We start from the raw sequence: 21554 nt of genomic DNA, 5'->3' as shown, positions 1-21554 counted from the left end.
CGTCATCCACCCGAAAGGACGATCTTTGCCGGCCCGGGAGTAGATCCGCGGTGGACCGCAGACGTCGCCACCTCCACCCGAGGTGGAGATCGAGGTCCACCCCATCGAAACCGGGCCCGACTTCCGAACGGACCGCGGCCGGTTGCGGATGCCCGTCCGCCGGGCGTCCACAACCGGCCGCGGAGCGCGCGCACATCGCCGGCAGGCGCGCGCACGGCGTGCGCGCGCCCTGGGTGTATCCACCGGGGAACTTCAGGACACGCCCTACGGCGCATCCACTTCAGGAGCGCTTCTGCCCACCGTCGACCGGCAGTTCGTGATCCGGCGCACGCCGGGTGCGCACCGAGCGCAGCAACATCGCCGCGGCCTCGCGATGCGGCACTCCCAACTTGCGCAGTACCGCGTGCACATGGGTCTTGACGGTGGAGAGGCCGATGGACAACTGCCGGGCGATCTCGTGATTGCTCATCCCCTCGGCCATCAGGAAGAGGATCTCCCGTTCGCGCGCGGTGAGCGTCTCCGGCAACGCGGGCACCCCGCGCTGCGCACCGATGGCGGGCGACTGCACCCGTTGCAACAGCAGCGCGGCGATCCGCGGACTGCACGAAGCCTCGCCACGCACCACGCCGACGATGGCCGCGGCGGTCTCCAACACGGAGTACTCCAGCCCGATGAAGCCCGCCACCCCGGCCTCCGCGGCGGTGATCACGTCGTCGCGCGCCTCGTCCACCCCGAGCGCGATCAGTCGGGTCTCCGGCGAGCCGTGCCGAATCGCGCGGATCGCCGCGATGCTGTCGGGCGTCGCGAGATCGAGCAGGAGTACCGAGGGGCGCAGACGGCGGGCGCCGGCCACCGCCTCGGAGGCGGAGCCTCCGGAGCCGACCAGGCGCAACGCCGGTTCGTCGGCGAGTGCGCGCATGGTGGCTTCGCGATAGATCCGGACCGGGGTGATCACGACTACCTCGATCGCCGCACTCATCGGCTTCTCACTGCCCCCCGCCGTCGCACGCACACCGGGCGATCGCGCGCCACCCTCCCGCGCTTCCCTCGCACGGGGTGCCGCATCCGGTGACTGTGACCATCGACCGACCACACACGGTAATCGACTGGTCGCGCTAAGAGTACCGCCGCCGTCGACACCTCGCCACAAGCCCCACAACTCCGGGGCGGTGGCGCAAAATCCGCCGACGCGCGGCACGTCGACACCCGCACGATCGAACCCCCGCCGACCGCGCCGCCGCCGATCGCGCCGCCGCCGGGCCGACCACCCGGATCCGCGAATCAGGAGAGCGACTGCACCGGCCGCCGAGTCGTCGTCTCGATCTCACCCGCCGCCTTGTCCAGCAACTGCCGGGTCAGATCGGTCAACGCCCGGGCCGCCGCGATCTCCTCGCCGACCTGCGGCTGATCCGGGTCCTCCGGGAAGCGGCTCGCATGGGCATGCGAGCGCATCTCCGTTCCGTCCCGCAGCCGAAGGAGTGCGGCGGCCTCGGTGCGCTTGCCGTCCTCCTTGAACTCCATCTCGATGTGCCATCCGACGATCTGCATGAGTGTCGCCTCCAAGCCCCCGATCCGATCGGTGCCGGTCGTCCCCTCCGCACCGACATGGTGCGACCCGCGCACCACGATGCTCCGCTCCCTTCCGTCATCCCGATCCGGGTTCCGCGTCTCCGGGTTCCGCGTCGTCCGCGACCCGGCCGGCCGACGCCGGATCCTCGCCCGCCCGCCCGTCGCCCGCCGGCGATCCGGTCACGGTGACCCGGGCCGGACGCAACAACCGATCACCCACCCGGTATCCGGGGGTGTGCACCACCGAACAGATCGGCGGATCCGTCCCGGGCTCGCCCCGAAACGCCAACGCGTCGTGGATGTACGGGTCGAACTCGTCTCCGACCGCGCCGAACCCGGACAATCCCAGCGCCGCCAGCGTGTGCTCCAGCGCCTCGACCGCCCCGGCCACCCCCGGGGTCACCGCGCCGGCGGCACCGGCCCGGTCGAAGTCGTCGACCACCGGCAACAGCGGCGTGAGCACATTGGCCAGCGCGACCTCGCGCATCGCGAGCCGATCCCGCCGCACATGCGCCCGATAGGTGTCGTAGTCGGCCTGGAGCCGCCGCAGTTCGTCCGCTCGCTCGCCCAACTGCCCGCGCAGCGCCGCGATCTCGGCCAACAGAGCGGCCAGGATCGGCGATTGCGGACGTTCGACGGGAACCGGCAACAGCCCCGGGCCGGTGGAGGTCCGGTTCATCCGGTACCACCTCCCCGCTTGTCGTCGTCGACGATCTCGGCATCGACCACGTCGTCGTCGGCGTCGGTGCCGGGTCCGGCTCCGGCGCCCGCTCCGGCCGCGCTCTCGGCGCCGGGCTGCGCGTTCGCGTACATCGCACTGCCCATGCGTTGGCTGATCGTGCCGACCTTCTCCGCGGCGTCGCGGATGGCGGCCAGGTCCTCGCCCTTGAGCGCGTCCTTGAGCTCGGTCAGCGACGTCTCGACCTCGGTCTTGACGTCGGCCGGCACCTTGTCGCTGTTGTCCTTGATGAACTTCTCGGTGGTGTACACCAGTTGCTCGGCCTGGTTGCGGGTCTCCGCGGCCTCGCGACGCTGGTGGTCCTCCTCCGCGTGCGCCTCCGCCTCGCGCATCATCCGGTCGATGTCGTCCTTGGGCAGGCCCGAGCCGCCGGTGATGGTCATCGACTGCTCCTTGCCCGTGCCCAGGTCCTTCGCGGACACGTGCACGATGCCGTTGGCGTCGATGTCGAAGGTGACCTCGACCTGCGGCAGCCCGCGCGGGGCCGGCGGCAGACCGGTCAGCTCGAACATGCCGAGCTTCTTGTTGTACGCGGCGATCTCGCGCTCGCCCTGGAACACCTGGATCTGCACCGACGGCTGATTGTCGTCCGCCGTGGTGAAGATCTCCGAACGCTTGGTCGGGATCGTGGTGTTGCGCTCGATCAGCTTGGTCATGATGCCGCCCTTGGTCTCGATACCGAGAGACAGCGGCGTCACGTCCAGCAGCAGGACGTCCTTGACCTCACCCTTGAGCACACCGGCCTGGAGCGCGGCGCCGACCGCGACGACCTCGTCCGGGTTCACACCCTTGTTCGGCTCCTTGCCGTCGGTGAGTTCGCGGACCAGGTCGGCGACGGCCGGCATCCGGGTCGAGCCGCCCACCAGCACCACCTGGTCGACGTCGGTGACCGCGATGCCCGCGTCCTTGATCGCGGCGTGGAACGGCCCGCGGCAGCGCTCCAGCAGATCGACCGTGAGCTGCTGGAACTGGGCGCGGGTGAGCTTCTCGTCCAGGTGCAGCGGGCCCTCGGCCGAGGCCGTGATGTAGGGCAGGTTGATCGAGGTCTCGGTCGCGCTCGACAACTCGACCTTGGCCTTCTCCGCCGCCTCGCGCAGACGTTGCAGCGCCATCTTGTCCTTGGACAGGTCCACGCCGTGCGCGTTCTTGAACTGCTTGACCAGGTGGTCCATCACCCGCTGATCCCAGTCGTCGCCGCCCAGATGGGTGTCGCCGTGCGTGGCCTTGACCTCCACCACGCCCTCGCCGATCTCCAACAGGGACACGTCGAAGGTGCCACCGCCCAGGTCGAACACCAGGATCGTCTGATCACGCACCTTGTCCAGGCCGTAGGCCAGCGCCGCCGCGGTGGGCTCGTTGACGATGCGCAGCACGTTGAGCCCGGCGATCTCGCCGGCCTCCTTGGTGGCCTGGCGCTGGGCGTCGTCGAAGTACGCCGGCACCGTGACCACCGCGTCGGTGACCTTCTCGCCCAGGTACGCCTCGGCGTCGCGCTTGAGTTTCTGCAACACCCGTGCGGCGATCTCCTGCGCGGTGTAGCGCTTGCCGTCGATGTCGCCGACGTCGGGGAAGTGCCACGAGTTGTCGCCCATGTGCCGCTTCACCGAGCGGGCGGTGCGCTCCACGTTGGTCACCGCCTGGCGCTTGGCCACCTCGCCGACCAGCACCTCACCGTTCTTCGCGAACGCCACCACCGACGGCGTGGTCCGTGCCCCTTCCGCATTCGTGATGACGGTGGGTTCACCGGCTTCGAGAACCGCGACCACCGAATTGGTCGTGCCGAGGTCGATACCGACCGGACGTGCCATGAGGAAGCTCCTCGTCGAACGTCGAGTGCTCCGGTGGCCGATTCCGCGTCCGCGCCCCGGCGCCACCGGCACCGCGAGCACCCCCGAGCCACGGACCCGCCACCGGACTCTCGTACCTAGCGGCCGTGCGGGTACTACCTCCGGAATATGACCCACATGCCCCCATGTCAACCGCAACCACGCCGATCACCGCACTCCCTCCACCAACGGTGACCGCACCCACACGTCGGGTGGCCGGCGACCTGGGGCGGTCGGGCCGCGCGCATCCGCCGGGTGACCCCGCCGTCACCCTTCGGACGTGCCGTCGTCCGCCGTCGGCGCGGGCCGGTGGTCCGCCGGTCGGGCGCGGGTCGTGGATCGTTCATCGAATTCGGCTTGGCAGCGGGCCGGCGAAGCGATGTGCTGGTGGCGTTCGTGTTCGATCGGTTGTCTGTCCACGATCCGCAACTCCCGTGACCACGACGGCGGATGCCCGCGTGGTCGCGCCCGGGCCGGAGGTTGAATCCTGATGCGTCGACGTTCCCCGCGCCGAGCCGTCACCGCCACCATCAGCGCCGTGTGCGGCGCCGTACTGACCGTCGCCCTGACCACCTCGCCCGCCCTGGCGGCCGACGAGTGGCGACAGACGTCCAGCAGGACCTTCCTGCTCCTGGATGCCCTGCAGCGTTCCCAGGGCGTCGCCACCGACGGGCAGAGCTGGTTCTTCTCCTGGCAGAACGGGCTCCAGCGCACCACCCTGGACGGTTCCAGGATCGTCGACAAGCCGTTCGCGATCCCCAAGCGGATCGCCGACCTCGGCGGCAACCACATCGGCGACATCGACTATCACGACGGAAGGATCTACGCCCCCATCGAGGACGGCAGCGGGTATCGGCACCCCTTCATCGCGCTGTTCGACGCCCGGACCCTGGAGTTCACCGGCACCGCGTACGAACTCCCGCAGCCCCTGCACACCCAGGGCGTGCCGTGGGTGGCCGTCGACGCGGCCCGCGGCTACGTCTATACCGCCGAGTGGAACAACACCACCGCGCTCAACGTGTTCGCCCTGGCCGACCTGTCGTTCGTCAAGCAGGTGCCGCTGAGCACGACGGTCGGCCGGATCCAGGGCGCCAAGATGTATCAGGGCAGGCTCTACGCGTCCGCCGACAACGACCGCAAGTCGATCTACCGGATCGATCCGGACACCGGCGTCGTCGCCGACGTGCTCGACCGCGACCTGCCCGCCGGCACCGAGGCGGAGGGGCTGGCCTTCCTGCCCACCGCGGACGGCGCGGTGCTGCACACCCTGGACGTGGCGCCCTCGCGGCTGTGGGTGAACTTCCGCAACTACCGACCCGTCGGCACGAGCTGACCGCCGCCGATCCGGTGCTCGGGGCCCGCCGCCAACCTGGTGGTGGACGGCGGCGGCCCTCGACATAATGCAGGGGCAATCTATTGCACGACGGCGATCCGATGCCGGGACGGCTTTCGCGTGGGGCGAGGGCTGCGGGCCGATCGCGCGGGCCGAACCCGCCTGCGATCGATGGGCATCGGGCTCATCGACCGTCGTAGGCAAGGAGCGACGACGTGGTCTTTCCCCTTCCCCGTACCCTCGCGGCCCTGCGCGTGGCCCGCGAGGCCGCCCAGACCATTCGCCGGGCCGGGCGCCCCCGGCGGATCCGACTCAAGTCCTCCGCCGCGGACCTGGTCACCGCGACCGACCTGCGGGTGGAGAAACTGGTCCGGGCCTGGCTGAGCAGCCACTACCCGCAGGACGCGGTGGTCGGCGAAGAGGGCGGCGGGTTGGCCGAGTTGGATCTGCGTCGGCCGACCTGGTTCGTGGATCCGCTGGACGGCACCACCAACTTCGCCCACGGCCTGCCGCATTACGCGTGCGCGATCGCGTTCTGGGACGGTGAGCAACTCGCGCTCGGCGTGGTCGCCGACGCGACCCGGCGCCGGACCTACTGGGCCGAGGCCGGGCGCGGCGCCTACGAGGGGCGCAAGCGCCTGCAGGTTTCGGACACCCGCACGTTGGGCCGCAGTGTGATCGCCACCGGCTTCCCGCCGTCCCGGGCCACCGATCCGGACAACAATCTGGCCGAGTTCCTGTCCGTGGTCAACGACACCCGCGACGTGCGCCGGCTGGGCTGCGCCGGCATCGATCTGTCCTGGGTGGCGGCCGGTCGCCTGGACGCCTACTGGGAGCAGCGCTGCGGCCCGTGGGACTGGGCGCCCGGCGCGATCCTGGTGCGCGAGGCCGGTGGTCGGGCCAGCACGTTCGACGGGACCGACTGGAAGCCCGGCGACGGCGAACTGGTGGCCTCCAACGGCGCGATCCACGACCGCCTGCTGCGCTCGTTCGCACAGGCCCGGGCCGGCGCCGGGCTGCCCGCCCGGCCGATCGCGGCCTGACCGGGCACACCCGCCGGCACCGGCGCCGGGACCGCGAGCGGTGCTCGCGGTCCCGGCGCCGGTCAGCCTCGGGCCGCCCGCTCGGCCCGGGCCAGGTCCATGCGCTCGCGGGCCGCGGTCACCTGCGGCCGCGCCGAGACCTCGGGCACCCCCACGTCCCACCAAGCGCCGGCGTCGGTCCACCGGTCGGGGCGGGTACGCACGACCACCACGGACGGCCGCCGGGCCGAGCGCGCCGCCGTGTACGCCTGGGCCAACTCCTCGACGGTGTCCGCGGTGAACACCTCGGCGCCCAACGCCGCGGCGTGCGCGGCGAAGTCGACCCGGTGGTCGGCGGCGGCGCCCGGCCCCCGGCAGTCGGTGATCATGTTGTTGAACGGCGCCGCGCCCTGGCCCTCCTGGAGTCGGGCGATCACCGCGTAGCCGCCGTTGTCGCAGACCACCGCGACGAACCGGTGTCCGGACAGGACCGCCGAGTACAACTCGGAGTTGAGCATCAGGTAGGAGCCGTCGCCGAGCAGGGTGGTGACCACGCCAGTCGGCCGCGCCATCGCGGCGCCCCACGCGCCGGCGATCTCGTAGCCCATGCAGGAGAAGCCGTACTCGACGTCCATCGTCGCCGCGCCGACCGGCCCGTCGGCCCGCCAGCCGCCGACCAGTTCGCCGGGCAGCCCGCCGGCCGCGGTCAGCACGTAGTCGTCGGGTCCGGAGATGGTGTTGACCACGCCCACGACCTGCGCGTACGTCGGCGGCCCGGCGGGCTCGCCCGGCGCGCGCAGCCGATCGACCAGGCCGTCCCAGGCCCGCCGCTCGTGCTCGGCCCGGGCGGTCCAGGCCGGGTCCGCCCGCCATTCGCCCAGCAGCGGCCCGAGTTCGCGCAGCGCCTCGCGGGCGTCCGCGGTCACCGGTGCGGCGCCGCGCTTGACCGCGTCGAACCGGGCCGCGTTGATCGACACCAGGCGCGCGTCGGCGGCGAACACGGTGCCCGACGCGGTGGTGAAGTCCTGCAGGCGGGTGCCCACGGCCAGGATCAGGTCGGCGTCGGCGGCGAGCGCGTTGGCCGAGGCGGAGCCGGTCACCCCGAGCGGTCCGGCGTGCAGCGGGTGGTCGTGCGGGAGCAGGGTGCGCCCGGCGACCGTCTCGGCGAACGGGACACCGTGCGCCCGGGCCAGCCGCAACACCTCGTCCGCCGCGCCCGAGTAGCGCACCCCGCCGCCGACCACCAGCAGCGGACGCCGGGCGGCCCGCAACAGCGCTGCCGCCTCCGCGAGTTCGCCCAGGTCGGCGCGCGGTCGCGGCGGCCGGTGCAGGCGCGGCGCGAACAGGCCCGGCGGGAAGTCGAATGCCTCGGCCTGGACATCCTGCGGCAGCGCGAGCGTGACCGGCCCGCAGTCGGCCGGATCGGTCAGCACCCGGGCCACCTGCGGGAGGGTGGCGATCAGTTGTTCCGGGCGGGTGATCCGGTCCCAGTAGCGACTGACCGCGCGGAAGGCGTCGTTGACGGTGGTGCTCGGGTCGTGGAAGTGCTCGACCTGTTGCAACACCGGGTCGGGGGCGCGGCCGGCGAAGGTGTCGCCGACCAGCAGCAGCAGCGGCAGCCGGTTGGCGTGCGCGACACCCGCGGCGGTGACCATGTTCAGCGCGCCGGGCCCGATCGAGGAGGTGGCCGTGAGCACTTGGCGACGTTGGGTGGCCCGGGCGTAGCCGACCGCGGCCAGGGCCATGCCCTGTTCGTTCTGGCCGCGCCAGACCGGCATCGCCGCGCCGGCCTCGTGCAGCGCGTCGCCCAGGCCGAGCACGTTGCCGTGGCCGAAGATGGCGAACACGCCGGGGAACAGCCGGACCCGGCGGCCGTCCGGGAGTTCGCTCTCCTGCGCCACCAGCCAGCGGACCAGGGCCTGCGCGGTGGTCAGCCGCACGGTCGCACCGGGCGTCGCGTCGGCGGAGGTGGTCCGCGTGCTCATCGCTCTCCTCCTTCCGGCGCCGGCGACGTCATCGGGCACCTGGGGTCGGGCGTCTGTTCGGCCCAGCTCTCCCGGACCCAGTGGTGGGCGGGGTCGTCGCAGGCGAGCATCGCCCGCTCGTCGCCGGGGCCGGCCATCACGTTGAGGTAGTAGAGGTGGTGTCCGGGGGTGGCGACGCAGGGGCCGTGGTAGCCGCGCGGGACGAGGAAGACGTCGCCGTCGCGCACCGTCACCGTCTCGTCGATCGTGCCGTCGGTGGTGTAGGTGCGGTGCAAACCGAAGCCGATCCGGTCGGGGGTGCGGCCGTCCCGGCCGGCCACCCGGAAGAAGTAGATCTCCTCGTTGACGCTCTCGTGGGCGCTCGCCGTGTCGTGCTTGTGCGGCGGGTGGGAGGACCAGTTGCCGTCGGGGGTGAGGATCTCGCAGACGATCAGCTTGTCCGCCTCGAACACGTCGGGGGTCAGCAGGTTGTTGGCCTGTCGGGTCGCGCGTCCGGCGCCGCGCACCTCGACCGGCACGCCGGCCGCCGGGCCGTACGCCGGGTCCAGTCGCCGGCCGGCCCGGGCCGAGGCGAGCGCGAGTTGGCAGCCGTGCTCGGTGGACAGCCGCAGTTCGGCGTCGCGCGGCACGTAGGCGAAGTCCGACACGGCGGTGAACACGGTGTCGCGTCCGGCCAGTTCGAATCGGCGTCCCTCGGTCTGCACGGTGGCCGAACCGGCCAGCGGGATCACCGCGAACTCGTGTTCCCCGGTGGCAAGTTCCCGCCGGCCGCCCGGAGGCAGGTGCAGCACTCGCAGGCCGCTGTAGGTCCAGCCGGCGAGTTCGGGGGTGATCAGCAGCGGGTCCTCGGCGCCGGTGGCGGTGCCCCAGGGGTGGAACAGGGTCGGGTCGTTCACGCGATCACCTCGATCGGCCGCGGGTTCGCGGCGCGCAACACCCGGGCGGCGGCGGCCACCGCGCCGCGCACGTCGCCGTCCGCCGGGTAGAGCAGCGCGCGGCCCACCACCAGGCCGCGCACGGCCGGTTGGGCCAGGGCGCGCCCCCACGAGGACAGGTCGGCCTGCGGGTCGGCCGAGGGCACGCCGCCCAGCACGACGGTCGGCAGGGTGGTCGCGCCGGCCACCCGGTCCGGCTCCTCGGTGGCGGGCAGCTTGAGCCACGTGTAGGCGGAGGTGGTGCCCAGGGCCGAGGCGACGGTCACCGCGCGTACGTTGGCGGCGGTGCCGCGATCGAGGACGAGCCGGGTGCCTTCGCGCCGGTAGGGCAGTGGTTCGATCATCGCCCGGATGCCGTGCCCGGCCAGTTCGCTGACCGCGCGGGCGCAGCCCTCCAGGGTGGGGACGGTGCCCGGGTCCTCGTCGACGATGCGCAGCAACATCTTGCCGCCGTCGAGCCGGTATCGGCGGATCGCGTCCGCGTCGTAGCCGGTGAAGCGGTCGTCTATCTCCCAGGACGCGCCGGCCAGGCCGCCCCGGTTCATCGAACCGATCACCACCTTGTCCTCCAGCGCACCCAGGAGCAGCAGTTCCTCGATCACGTCGGGGGTGCCCAGGACCCCGTCCACGTCCGGGTGTTCGAGGGCGGCGACCAGTCGGCCGAGCAGGTCGCGTCGGTCGGCCATGGCGAGCGGGTCGGCGCCCACCCCGAGCGAGCCGCGCCCGGGGTGGTCGGCGGCGACCAGGAAGAGGGTGCCGTGCGCGGAGAGCAGGCTCGGGCGGCGCCGGCGCTCGGCGTAGGCGGCGCGTACCGCGTGCGGCCGGTTCGCCCGGGTCGCCAGCAGGTCGGTCCAGTCGCGGTCGCTGATCACGTTCGGTTCTCCCGCGTCGGGTGGTTCATGAATTTCTCGATCTCCGCGTCGGTGGGCATCGCGTCGGCGCACGCGAGTCGGGCGGCGACCAGCGCCCCGGCGGCGTTGGCGTATTCGGCGATGCGGATCGGGTCCCAGCCGGCCAGCAGGCCGTGCACGAGGGCCCCGCCGAAGGCGTCGCCGGCGCCGAGCCCGCAGACCGCCTCGACCCGGCGCGGGGCGACCGTGGCACTGCCTTCGGGGGTGGCCACCAGGACTCCTTGGCCGCCCTTCTTGACCAGGACCAGGCGCACGCCGCGGTCGAGCAGTCGGCGGGCCGCCTCGTCCGGGTCCGCCGTGCCGACCGCGATCTCCACTTCGGTCCGGTTGCCCACCACGACCGTGGCCTCGTCGAGGAGTTCGCCGATGTGGCGGCGGGCGGTGCCCGGGTCGGGCCAGAACATCGGACGGTAGTCGAGGTCGAGCACGGTGTGCGCGCGACGGCCGCGCACCGCGAGCATCCGCCGATGGGTGCCGCGCGAGGGCTCGATGCTCGCCCCGGTGCCGGTCACCCACAACACCGGTACCTCGCGCACCAGTTGCCAGGGCACGTCCTGGTCGGTGAGGGTGAGGTCGGGGGCCACCGGGAGCCGATAGAACAGCAGCGGCGGGTCTTCGGGCGGGTCCAGGGCGCAGAAGACCACCGGGGTGAGCAGCCGTTCGTGGCCGGCCACCCAGGTCGGGTCGACGCCGAAGTCGGCCAGCGCGGTGCGCACATAGGTGCCGAACGGGTCGGCGCCGACCTTGGTCAGTACGGCGGAGCGGCGGCCCAGCCGGGCGGCGGCGACCGCCACGTTGGTGGCGGTGCCGCCGAGCGACCTGGCGAAGGTCTCGACCCGCTCCAGCGGCACGCCGCTCTGTTGCGGGTAGAGGTCGACGCCGACGCGGCCGACGGTGAGCACGTCCGGGATCGGGCCCGGGGCCGGGCCGCGGTCGGGTCGGGCGGCGTCGGCCGGCTCCGGCGCGGACTCGGTCATGTCTTGGCCTCGGCATCCAACTCGTGGGCGAGTGCCTCCAGTTCGGCGCCGCCGGCCATCTGCCGGGTGAGTTCGGCGAGGGTGATGTCGGATTTGCCGAAGCAGCCCTGGCTGCGGCCCCGGTTGAGCAGCAGGAAGCGGTCGCCCACCGGGTAGGCGTGGTGCGGGTTGTGGGTGATGAACACCACGCCCAGGCCCCGGTCTCGGGCCCGCGCGATGTAGCGCAGTACGACGCCGGCCTGCTTGACGCCGAGCGCGGCGGTGGGCTCGTCCAGGATCAGCACCCTGGCGCCGAAGTGCACGGCCCGGGCGATCGCCACGCACTGGCGCTCGCCGCCGGAGAGCGTGCCCACCGGCTGCTCGACGTCGCGCAGGTCGATGCCCATGTCGGACAGGGCCCGGCGGGTGGTGGCGCGGGCGGTGGCGATGTCCAGCCGGGAGAACGGGCCGCGGCCCTTGCGCGGTTCGGAGCCGAGGAAGAAGTTGCGCCACACGCTCATCAGCGGCACCACCGCCAGGTCCTGGTAGACCGTGGCGATGCCCCGGTCGAGCGCGTGTCGGGGCGAGGCGAACCGCACCGGTGCGCCCTCCACGAGGTAGCTGCCGCTGTCGTTGGCGTGCACGCCCGCCAGGATCTTGATGAAGGTCGACTTGCCCGCGCCGTTGTCGCCCAGGACGCACGTCACCTCGCCGGCGTCGACCGTCACCGAGACGTCGTCGAGGGCGATCACGCTGCCGAACCGCTTGCCGACGCCGCGCAGTTCGAGCAGGTGCGCGCCGGTGCCGGGACCGCTCGGCGGAGCCTTGGAAGCACCGGCGGCGCTCTCGCCGCCGCCCGCTTGCCCGGCCGGCGGCCGAGTGGGTGGATTCGTCATCGACGGGACCTCTCCGCGCGGCGCCGGAAGGAGTTGTTGACCAGGACGGCCGCGAGCAACATCACGCCGAGGAAGAGCTGGAACCAGTCGCTGTTCCACTTCGCGTAGACGATGCCCTGGCGCGCCATGCCGAAGATCAGCGCGCCCACGGCGGCGCCGATCGCCGAGCCGTAGCCGCCGGTGAGCAGGCAACCGCCGATCACCGCGGCGATGATGTACTGGAATTCCAGGCCGATGCCCTGATTGGCCTGGACCGAGGTGTAGCGCAGGATGTTGATCGAGCCGACCAGCCAGCCGGCGCCGGCGGTGGTCATGAACAACACGATCTTGGTCCGGTCCACCGGGACGCCGACGTTGCGCGCGCTGATCGGCGCGCCGCCGACCGCGTAGATCCAGTTGCCGAACCGGGTCCGGGCGAGCAGCCAGGTCGCCAACGCGGCCAGCACCAGCCACCACAAAACCGAGACCTGGATCTCGGTGCCGGCGATCGCCATCGTCGAGGCGAAGAACCGGCCGGCCGACTCGTATCCGTCGGTCGAGCGCATCCCGCTGACCTGGACGCTGTTCGTCACGTGCCGGGTGACCCCGAGGTTGAGGCCCTGCAACGCCAGGAAGGTGCCCAACGTGATGATGAAGCTGGGCAGTCCGGTGCGCACCACGAGCCAACCGTTGAGCGCGCCGACGGCGAGGGCGAACAGCAGCGACACGGCGAGCGCGGGCCACACCGACCAGCCGGCCCTGGTCGCCAGCATCGCGGTGATGAGCGCGGTCGAGGCGGTCATCACGCCGGCGGACAGGTCGAACTCGCCGCCGATCATCAGCAGCGCCACGGCCACCGCCATGATGCCCAGGGTGGCCGAGTCGTCCAGCCAGGTCGCCGCCCCGGCGGCGGTGAAGAAGCCGTCCGCGACGAACCCGAAGAAGCCCATCACCAGCACCGCGCCGATCAGCGAGCCCAGTTCCGGTCGGATCAGCAGTCGGTGCACGAGCCGGGCGGGAGCGACCCGTTCGTCCGGCCCGGGCTCGCCGGTGCCGGACGGGGCCGGAACCGCGCGGCCGGCCGCCTCCTCGGTGGGCGCCGAGGGCGTCGTGCCACTCGTGCTCATCTGGTCCCCCGCTGCGCGTATTCGGCCACCGCGCCGACGTTGTTCCGGTCGACGAAGCCGGGTCCGGTCAGTACCGGCTTGCCGCCGCCGACCGTGTTGGCGTTGTCCCGGTAGAGCTTGATCATCACGACCGGCAGGTAGCCCTGGAGATATTGCTGTTGGTCCACCGCGAAGACGATTTTGCCGTCCTTGATCCCGGTGACCACGTCCGGGTTGAGGTCGAAGGTGGCGATCTGTGCCTTGGACTTCGCGTCGCCCACCGCGCCCACCGCGACCGCGGCGACCTGCGGGTTGAGCGCGAGCACCGCGTCGATCGAGGAGTCCGACTGGAGCGCGCCGCGAATGCGGGCCTGGATGTCGGTGGGGTTGCCGATGTCCACCTGGAGCGTCTGGGTCGCGCCGCCGAAGCCGGCCTTGGCGCCGTCGCAGCGCTGGTTCAGGCCGATGTTGCCCGCCTCGTGGATGACGCACAACATCTTGGTCCGGCCGGCCTGCTTGAGCTTGGCGCCGGCCGCCTCGCCGGCGATCGACTCGTCCTGGCCGACGTGCGCGAGCGCGCCGAACTCGGTGGATCTGCTCTGCCCGGAGTTGATGGTGATCACCGGAATGCCCTTCGCGGTGGCCGCCTTGATCGAGTTCGCCAGCGCGTCCGGGTTGGCCATCGAGACCACGATGCCGCCCACCCCCTGGGTGACCGCGTTGTCGATCAGCCGGGCCTGTCCGGCCGGGTCGCCGTCGCCCTGGTACCGGACGTCCACGCCCAGCTTCCTCCCCGCGTCCTGCGCGCCGTTCTGGACGACGTTCCAAAAGGCGTCCCCCGCCGATCCGTGGGTGATCACGGACACGGTGTTGTTGCCCTTGGCGGCGGCGGGCGGCGCGCTCCTGGGGGTCTTCTCGGCATCCGGGTCGCTGCCGGACGGGCTGCTGCAGGCGGCGAGGACGAGCGCGGATACGCCTAGCGCGGCGGCGAATCCGAGGGAACGTCGGGGCATCGAATACTCCTCGTCAGGACGGTCGGAACGGTCGGGACGAACGGGTCGGGTCGGGCGGCGGTCCGAATCCGGTGCGCGGGCGCGTCGACGGGTGGGCGGGTACGGCGGCACGGGCGCGCGGCCCGATACCGATGTCGTACCCGGCCGGGCGACCGGCAAGGGGGGCGCCGACCCACCGGGCGCCGGCGTCAGTTGCCGCGCAGGTGCGCCAGACTGCGCGCGGTGTCGCGGCGCGGCAGGTCCGCGTCGGCCGGGTCGTCGGTCAGCCGGGTGTCCTGTTCGAGCACGTACCAGCCGCGGTAGCCGGCCGCGTGCAGCGTCGCCACGATCTCGGCGACCGGGACGTCGCCTCGGCCGAGCGGGCGGTAGATGCCGCGCTGGACGGCCTCGGCGTAGGTCAGCGAGCCGGCCCGCACCAGGGCGGCGAGGGGGGCGTGCACGTCCTTGAGGTGCACGTGGCCGATCCGGTCGGGGTGCCGGCGGACCAGGTCCAGCGGGTCGGTGCCACCGATCAGCAGGTGGCCGGTGTCCAGGCACAGCGGCAAAGTGCTGTCGGCGAGGAAACGTTCCACCTCCGCCGAGGTCTCCACATGTGTGCCCACGTGCGGGTGCACGGTGGTGCGCAGGCCGTGTGCCCCGGCGATGCGGGCGATCCGGTCGGCCGTGTCGATCAGGCATCGCCATTGCTCGTCGGACGGTTCGGACCGGGTGTCGTAGCCGTCCTGGCCGGTGGCGGCGGCCAGCACGAGCACCTCGCCCCCGGCCGCGGCGATCAACGCGGCCGTGCGTTCCGCCGCCGCGGTCGACCGGGCGACCAGGTCCCGCTCGTGCAGCACGAGCGCGGCGAACGAGCCGACCAGGGTCAGGCCGTGCGCCGCCAACACGCCCTTGAGCAGCGTGGGATCCTCCGGCAGGTAGCCGGGCGGCCCCGACTCGGTGGCGGTCAGGCCGAGCTCGGCCATCTCGCCGAGCACGGTGTCCACCGGCAACATCGGGCCCCAACCGGGCACTTCGCACACGCCCCAGGAGATCGGCGCACCGGCCGGCCGCAGGTCCGGCCCGGCCGGGCGGCCCGAAGCGGATTCGGTCGAGGGCGGCGACGGGTTCATCGGGCCACCTCCGTGACCGACGCCGCCGCGCCCGCCGCGGCGAGTACGGCCGCCGGCTCGATCGGCCGGCCCTCGCGACGCGACCGCTCGCACGCCTGCGCCAGCACCAGACCGGCCAGCGAGTCGCGCACCGGGGACGGATTGGCCATCCGCCCGGCGACCACCTCGACGAACACCCGCATCTCGTTGTCGTAGGCACGGGCGAATCGTTCCGGGAAGCCCGCGTAGGCGTCCGGGCCGGCCTGCGGACCGTCCGCCTCCAGCGAGGTCAACGGCGTCCGGGGATCCAGGCCCACCGCGAGCGACTGGGCCGAGCCCAGCACCTCGATCCGGTGGTCGTAGCCCGCCGGGTCGTGTCGGCCGCCGGTGAGCACCGCGTGTGCCCCGCTCACGAAACGCAGCAGCACGACCGCGTTGTCCACGTCGTCCGCCTGCGCGAACGCCTCGTCCACCAGCACCGAGCCGCTCGCGAACACCTCGACGACCGGTTCGCCGAGCAACCACGGCACCGCGTCCAGGTCGTGGATGAGCAGGTCGCGGAAGATCCCGCCGGACGCGGGCAGATAGCCCGGGTCCGGCGGCACGGCGTCCTGGCCGACCGCGCGCACCAGGTACGGCGTACCCATCTCGCCCGCGTCCAGGCGGCGCTTCAACTCCAGCACGGCCGGATCGAAGCGGCGCTGGAAACCGACCAGGACCGGCACGCCGCTCGCCTCCACGTCCGCGATCAGCGCGATCATCGCGGCGATGTCCGACGCGATCGGCTTCTCGCACAGCGTCGGCACACCGGCGGCCACCGTCCGGCGCAACATCTGCGGGTGGGTGTCGGTGGGGGTGGCCACCACGACGCCGTCGACCGTGTCGAGCAGGGTCTTCGGGTCGTCGACCGCCTCGACGCCGAGTTCCTTCGCCAGGGCCGGCGCCCGGCCCGGTTGCGGGTCGAACAGGACCAGTTCGTCGACCGTCTCCAGGCTCGTGAGGTTCCGCGCGTGCATCGCGCCGATTCGCCCCACACCTGCGACTCCGATACGCATCAGGTTCTTTTCTCCAGTGGGCCGGCGGACAACGGACTTCGACGGTCGCCTGTTCGACCGCCGGGGGACGAAGCAGCCCCGGATCGCCGCGCTCCATTTTTGGAGCGCTCCAATCCGGGAACGCCACAAGACTGATACTCGCCGTCCGAGCGTGTCAAGGGTCACTCGTCACCTTCGCCGCGTGTTGCCGACACACCCGAGCCGGTGGGTAATACCGCCATTCGACGGACCGTTCGAGGCGTCCGCGCCGGGATCGCTTGGAGCGCTCCATTCGTTGGAGCGCTCCAACCGTGTAATCTTCGTGCCGCGGCCGTGGGCCGTCCGAGCGCCGGGTTCGTCGGCGTCGCCGGAGCGCCGATCGTGCGGGGGCGGCGCCACGGCATCGGGTGGGTGGGGTCGCGGTGGTGCGGGTCGCGGGCCCATCGGAGGGTCGACCGCGTCGAGTCGGCGCACGTCCATCCCCGGACACCCGACGACGCGGCCGCGGCTGCGCACGGGGAGATCATCGGAGGAAAGGTGAGCATCAGTGTCCGGTCCCACTCTCGAGGACGTCGCCGCCCGCGCCGGGGTGTCCCGCTCGCTCGTGTCGCTGGTGATGCGCGACTCGCCCAAGGTCGGCGAGGTGCGCCGCCAGGCCGTGCTGGCCGCGGCCCGCGAGTTGGGCTACCGCCCCAACCTCAACGCCCGCACCCTGGCCACCGGCAGCAGCAGCACGCTGGGCGTGATGATCTCCGACCTGCACAACCCGTACTTCGCCGAGGTGGTCGACGGCGTCGAGGCCGCCGCGCACGCGTGCGGCATGGACATCATCCTGGGCACCGGCGGACGCCGTCCGGCGCACGAACGCCGCAGCCTGGAACGCCTGCTCCAGTTCCGACCCGCGGGCCTGATCCTGCTCGGCCCGGTCCTGGAGACCGCCGCGATCGAGGAGGCCGCCGCCCAGGTGCCCACCGTGCTGGTGGCCCGCAGCGTGCGAGCCGCCCGGGTGGACACCGTCAACGACGACGGCGCCACCGGATCGGCGCTGGCCGTCGAGCACCTGGCCGCCCTGGGCCACCGCGACATCGTGCACGTGGACGGCGGCGCCGGCTCGCAGGCCGCGGTCCGCCGCCGCGGCTACGAACAGGCGATGACGCGCCTGGCGTTGGGCCGCCACCTGTCCGTCGTGCCGAGCGAGTACACCGACACCGGCGGCGCCCGGGCCGCGCGAGCCCTGCTGGAGCGCGACACCCTCCCGACGGCCATCGTCGCGGCCAACGACTTCAACGCGGTCGGCATCATCGGCGAACTGTCCGCGTCCGGCGTGCGGGTGCCCCTGGACGTCTCCGTGGTCGGCTACGACAACACCCACCTGGCCGGCCTGCGACACATCGGCCTGACCACGATCAATCAGCCGCGCGAGGAAATGGGCCGGCTGGCCACCGAAACCCTCCTGCAACGCCTGCGCGGCGAACGCACCAAGGCGGCCCGCCACCTCCTGCACCCGAAACTGGTGACCCGCACCAGCACCGCACCCCCGAGGCGGGCGGACCGACCGGATTAATTACTATTATCTGCGCTTCGCCGATACGAGGCCGGCTTATGCCAATGCCTTCGAATCACCGGTCGCGCGCGCAGGGTACCGGCTGTGCGAAACACCGCCCGGAAGGGCTCGGCCGCCACGATGGCCGAATCTTCGCCGCACCCTTCGAGGTTTATCGCGGCGCTCCGCATTGTTTCGACGCGAGGCAAAGTCCTTTCGGCCGAAATCCCGGCTCCGGGGCCGGGCCGGCCGACCCGAAGCCCGGTCACCGGTCGTGCCCGACTCCCCTTTGATCCTTCGAAACCACCCGTATGGTCGCCGACCGAACGGTGCCGGGACAGGGAATTCGCCGGCCTGCGGGAAAGTCCGCCACCGACCGCGACACTCGCGGGAAATGCCGCCGTGGCCTGCGAAAACGCAATCGGTCGTTGATATCGACGACGCGGGTTGTCTACCGTCTGCGCCAAGTGCAGACCGCACCCCCGTTATTCGCCGTGCAGTCACGGCCGAACTCGCGACCCGGTCGCGAGGTGGAGGCAACGAAGCGCTCGTCACCAGCATCCGGGCGATTCGGATGGCCGGAACGGATTCCTCGCGGATCGCCGCCGGCCGTACCCCACAGGGGGAATTCCGAAGGGAATCCATGCTTTCTCACAGCACGTCGCACCGGGACGAATCGCGCCCGGCCGGCGGCCGGCGCCGCCTCCGCGACACGGCGGTCGTCGGTGTCGTGGCGACCTCGATCCTGGGCTTCACGGCAATGACCCAGGCCCGGGCGGCGGACGACGCCACCTGGGACCGGGTCGCACACTGCGAGAGCGGCGGCAACTGGTCCACCGAAACCGGCAACGGCTACCACGGCGGGCTCCAGTTCAACGAGCGCACCTGGAGGGCCAACGGCGGCAAGGGCCGGGCGCAGGACGCGCCCAAGGCGGAGCAGATCCGCGTCGCCGAGAACGTCCTGCGATCACAGGGGGCGGGTGCCTGGCCCGTCTGCGGACGCAAAGCCGGTCTCGCCGGCGCCGGCCCCGCCCGTCGCACCGAACGCAGCGCGGCCGAACGCCCCGGGCGCGCCAAGAAGTCCGCCACATCCACTCGGCCGGCCTCCGGCCCTCAAGAGCAATCGGCCGCCGCTCCCGAAGAGTCGCGCCGGCCCGCGGACGCCGCCGAGGTCGTCGTCCGGCCCGGCGACACCCTCTCCGGCATCGCCGACGAGCAACAATTCCCGGGCGGCTGGCCCGCCCTGTACGCCAGGAACCGGGAGGCGGTGGGCCCCGACCCCGACCTGATCCAGCCGGGTCAACGCCTGTCGCTGCGCTGACGCGTCACACCGCGCGCGGGAGGTCGGGGCCGGCCCCGACCTCCCGGCACGGGCTACATCGGGGTGACGTACGCACCCGCGATGCCGCCGTCGACCAGGAACTCGGCGGCGTTGACGAAGGACGAGTCGTCACTGGCCAGGAACGCGACCGCGGCCGCGATTTCCTCCGGCTCGGCGAATCGGCCGACCGGGATGTGCACCAGCCGACGGGCCGCCCGCTCCGGGTCCTTGGCGAACAGCTCCTTGAGCAGCGGGGTGTTCACCGGCCCCGGGCACAGCGCGTTGACCCGGATGCCCTCCCGGGCGAACTGCACGCCCAGTTCCCGCGACATCGCGAGCACACCGCCCTTGGACGCGGTGTAGGAGATCTGCGAGGTCGCCGCGCCCATCACCGCCACGAAGGACGCGGTGTTGATGATCGAGCCCCGGCCCTGTTCCCGCATGTACGGCAACGCGGCCTTGCAACACAGGAACACCGAGGTCAGGTTGACCTCCTGGACCCGGCGCCACGCGTCCAGGCCGGTGGTCAGGATCGAGTCGTCGTCGGGCGGCGAGATGCCCGCGTTGTTGAACGCGACGTCGACCGAACCGTAGGTGTCGAACGCGGTCTTGAACAGGGCCTCGACCTGCTCGGCGTCGGTGACGTCGACCCGCACGAAGAGCCCGCCGACCTCGTCGGCGGCGGCCTTGCCGGATGCCTCGTCGATGTCGGCGCACACCACGTTCGCGCCTTCGGAGGCCAGTCGCCGGGCGGAGGCCAGGCCGATACCGCTGCCCGCTCCGGTGACGACGGCGGTGCGGCCGACCAGGCGGCGGCACACGGGGGTCTGCTCGGTCACTCAACTCTCCTCGGTGCTGGTGGACGCGGTGCCGGTGGATCCGGTACCGCAGGACTCGCTGCTGATGAACACGTTCTTGATCTCGGTGAAGGCCGCCAACGCGTCCGGACCCAGCTCACGGCCCAGCCCGGACTGCCCGAACCCGCCGAACGGGGTCGAATAGCGCACGCTGCTGTGCGAGTTGACGGACAGGTTCCCGGCCCGCACCGCCCGCGAGACGCGCAGCGCGCGACCGACGTCCCGGGTCCACAACGACCCGGACAGGCCGTACGCGGTGGCGTTGGCCAGCCGGATCGCGTCGGCCTCGTCGTCGAACGGCAGGACCACCGCGACCGGGCCGAAGATCTCCTCCACGGCCGTGCGATCCTCGGCGGACTCGGGCGTGAGCACCGTCGCCGGATACCAGAAGCCCTTGCCGGTGGGCGCCTCGCCGCGGATCGCCGCCGGCGCGTCCTGCGGTACGTAGGAGCGCACCCGCTCGCGATGCGCGGCGGAGATCAGCGGGCCCATCTGCGTGTCCGGGTCCCCGGGGTCGCCGACCCGGAAGGCCCGCACCGCCGGTTCGAGCAGGTCCATGAAGCGGTGGTAGACGTCGCGCTGCACCAGGATGCGGGTACGCGCGCAGCAGTCCTGTCCGGTGTTGTCCAGGAACGCGCCCGGCGCGGCGGCCGCGGCGGCCTCGATGTCCGCGTCGGCGAAGACGATGTTCGCGCTCTTGCCGCCCAGTTCGAGGGTGACCCGCTTGACCCCGGCGGCACACCTGGCCATGATGTCCCGGCCCACGGCGGTGGATCCGGTGAAGACCACCTTGGCCACACCGGGGTGTTCCACCAGCGCCCGGCCGGCAACCGGGCCGGCTCCCGGCAACACCTGGAACAGGCCCTCGGGCAGCCCGGCGACCAGGCCCAGTTCGGCCAGCCGCAGGGCGCTCAGCGGGGTGGTCTCGGCGGGCTTGAGCACCACCGCGTTGCCGGCCGCGAGCGCGGGGGCCAGACCCCACGCGGCGATCGGCATCGGGAAGTTCCAGGGCGCGATCACCGCGACCACGCCGAGCGGCTCGTGGAAGGTGATGTCCAGGCCGCCGGCGACCGGGATCTGCCGGCCGGTCAGGCGTTCGACGCCGCCGGCCGCGTAGTCCAGCAGGTCGCGTACGTTGCCCGCCTCCCAGCGGGCGTTCCCGATCGGGTGGCCGGCCTCGCGTACCTCCAGTCGGGCGAGTTCCTCGACGTGCTCGTCCACGACGACGGCGAAGCGGCGCAACACGCGGGCCCGCTCGCCGGGCGCGAACGCCGCCCACTTCACGGCGGCGCGGCCCGCCCGGGCCACCGCCGCGTCGACGTCGTGCGCCGAACTCGCCCGGACGGTCGCGATGACCTCTTCGGTGGTGGGATCGAGGATGTCGTGCTGGTGCGGCCCGTCGGGGTCCGGTCGGTCGTGGCGTTCGTGCTGCTGGGACACC

The 21554-nt window shown here is 72.3% G+C and carries 19 protein-coding genes; 4 read left to right on the top strand and 15 right to left on the bottom strand.

The genetic code is table 11. The features are described from left to right. Window positions 1-280: 280 nt before the first annotated feature. The 4 genes from ACH4U8_RS07225 to dnaK form a co-directional block, all read right to left on the bottom strand. Window positions 281-979 carry a response regulator transcription factor gene (locus ACH4U8_RS07225; protein WP_360318141.1) on the bottom strand — a complete coding sequence of 233 codons (699 nt, stop codon included), beginning with the start codon at window positions 977-979 and terminating at the stop codon, window positions 281-283. A 302-nt stretch (window positions 980-1281) separates the two neighbouring features. Then, entirely contained in the window at window positions 1282-1548 is a 267-nt protein-coding gene (locus ACH4U8_RS07220; protein WP_360318144.1) for a DUF1876 domain-containing protein, read from the bottom strand. Window positions 1549-1645: 97 nt separating this feature from the next. After that, a complete protein-coding gene (grpE, locus tag ACH4U8_RS07215) occupies window positions 1646-2248 on the bottom strand; it encodes a nucleotide exchange factor GrpE (protein ID WP_395776048.1) in 603 nt (200 codons plus the stop codon). Then, window positions 2245-4116 (bottom strand): molecular chaperone DnaK, encoded by a 1872-nt coding sequence (gene dnaK / locus ACH4U8_RS07210; protein WP_395776047.1) that lies wholly within the window; start codon window positions 4114-4116, stop codon window positions 2245-2247. The genes grpE and dnaK overlap by 4 nt, the downstream gene beginning before the upstream one ends. 508 nt (window positions 4117-4624) lie before the next feature. On the opposite strand from dnaK, the gene ACH4U8_RS07205 reads away from it, so the two are divergent. Together ACH4U8_RS07205 and ACH4U8_RS07200 are read left to right on the top strand one after the other, a co-directional pair. After that, window positions 4625-5467 (top strand): DUF6923 family protein, encoded by an 843-nt coding sequence (locus ACH4U8_RS07205; protein WP_395776046.1) that lies wholly within the window; start codon window positions 4625-4627, stop codon window positions 5465-5467. A 215-nt stretch (window positions 5468-5682) separates the two neighbouring features. Then, window positions 5683-6510, top strand: a complete 828-nt coding sequence (locus tag ACH4U8_RS07200; RefSeq protein ID WP_360325146.1) for an inositol monophosphatase family protein — start codon at window positions 5683-5685, stop codon at window positions 6508-6510. A 62-nt stretch (window positions 6511-6572) separates the two neighbouring features. Here the strand turns inward: ACH4U8_RS07200 and iolD are convergent, their stop codons facing one another. The 9 genes from iolD to ACH4U8_RS07155 form a co-directional block, all read right to left on the bottom strand. Continuing rightward, on the bottom strand, window positions 6573-8474 hold the full coding sequence (gene iolD, locus ACH4U8_RS07195; protein WP_395776045.1) for a 3D-(3,5/4)-trihydroxycyclohexane-1,2-dione acylhydrolase (decyclizing): 1902 nt from the start codon (window positions 8472-8474) through the stop codon (window positions 6573-6575). Beyond that, window positions 8471-9370 (bottom strand): 5-deoxy-glucuronate isomerase, encoded by a 900-nt coding sequence (gene iolB, locus ACH4U8_RS07190; protein WP_360320915.1) that lies wholly within the window; start codon window positions 9368-9370, stop codon window positions 8471-8473. Before iolB ends, iolD begins: the two co-directional genes overlap by 4 nt. Continuing rightward, window positions 9367-10281, bottom strand: coding sequence for an aldolase (locus ACH4U8_RS07185; RefSeq protein ID WP_360320912.1), 915 nt, complete (start codon window positions 10279-10281; stop codon window positions 9367-9369). Before ACH4U8_RS07185 ends, iolB begins: the two co-directional genes overlap by 4 nt. Continuing rightward, window positions 10278-11297, bottom strand: coding sequence for a 5-dehydro-2-deoxygluconokinase (gene iolC, locus ACH4U8_RS07180; protein ID WP_395776044.1), 1020 nt, complete (start codon window positions 11295-11297; stop codon window positions 10278-10280). Before iolC ends, ACH4U8_RS07185 begins: the two co-directional genes overlap by 4 nt. Then, window positions 11294-12172 carry an ATP-binding cassette domain-containing protein gene (locus ACH4U8_RS07175; protein ID WP_395776043.1) on the bottom strand — a complete coding sequence of 293 codons (879 nt, stop codon included), beginning with the start codon at window positions 12170-12172 and terminating at the stop codon, window positions 11294-11296. The genes iolC and ACH4U8_RS07175 overlap by 4 nt, the downstream gene beginning before the upstream one ends. Continuing rightward, window positions 12169-13278, bottom strand: a complete 1110-nt coding sequence (locus tag ACH4U8_RS07170) for an ABC transporter permease (protein WP_395776042.1) — start codon at window positions 13276-13278, stop codon at window positions 12169-12171. The genes ACH4U8_RS07175 and ACH4U8_RS07170 overlap by 4 nt, the downstream gene beginning before the upstream one ends. After that, entirely contained in the window at window positions 13275-14270 is a 996-nt protein-coding gene (locus tag ACH4U8_RS07165) for a sugar ABC transporter substrate-binding protein (protein WP_395776041.1), read from the bottom strand. The genes ACH4U8_RS07170 and ACH4U8_RS07165 overlap by 4 nt, the downstream gene beginning before the upstream one ends. Before the next feature lie 188 nt (window positions 14271-14458). Then, the gene (locus ACH4U8_RS07160) at window positions 14459-15379 is read right to left on the bottom strand and encodes a TIM barrel protein (RefSeq protein ID WP_395776040.1); all 921 of its coding nucleotides are present in this window, start codon (window positions 15377-15379) and stop codon (window positions 14459-14461) included. Then, window positions 15376-16413, bottom strand: coding sequence for a Gfo/Idh/MocA family oxidoreductase (locus ACH4U8_RS07155; RefSeq protein WP_395776039.1), 1038 nt, complete (start codon window positions 16411-16413; stop codon window positions 15376-15378). The genes ACH4U8_RS07160 and ACH4U8_RS07155 overlap by 4 nt, the downstream gene beginning before the upstream one ends. A 526-nt stretch (window positions 16414-16939) precedes the next feature. Between ACH4U8_RS07155 and ACH4U8_RS07150 the strand changes: the two genes are divergently transcribed. Together ACH4U8_RS07150 and ACH4U8_RS07145 are read left to right on the top strand one after the other, a co-directional pair. Further along, complete coding sequence (locus tag ACH4U8_RS07150) at window positions 16940-17956, top strand: LacI family DNA-binding transcriptional regulator (RefSeq protein WP_395776038.1); 1017 nt, start codon at window positions 16940-16942, stop codon at window positions 17954-17956. Window positions 17957-18578: 622 nt separating this feature from the next. Next, complete coding sequence (locus ACH4U8_RS07145) at window positions 18579-19256, top strand: transglycosylase family protein (RefSeq protein WP_360320888.1); 678 nt, start codon at window positions 18579-18581, stop codon at window positions 19254-19256. A 53-nt stretch (window positions 19257-19309) separates the two neighbouring features. Here ACH4U8_RS07145 and ACH4U8_RS07140 read toward each other — a convergent pair whose 3' ends face one another. Then, complete coding sequence (locus tag ACH4U8_RS07140) at window positions 19310-20095, bottom strand: 3-oxoacyl-ACP reductase (protein ID WP_360320885.1); 786 nt, start codon at window positions 20093-20095, stop codon at window positions 19310-19312. Beyond that, window positions 20096-21553, bottom strand: coding sequence for an aldehyde dehydrogenase family protein (locus ACH4U8_RS07135; RefSeq protein ID WP_395776037.1), 1458 nt, complete (start codon window positions 21551-21553; stop codon window positions 20096-20098). Window position 21554: the final 1 nt, after the last annotated feature.

The sequence above is a fragment of the Embleya sp. NPDC020886 genome (genome assembly GCF_044333915.1).
GTDB lineage: Bacteria > Actinomycetota > Actinomycetes > Streptomycetales > Streptomycetaceae > Embleya.
Note: the sequence above shows the minus strand (reverse complement) of the source record. Positions and strands in the feature narration are given on the sequence as shown.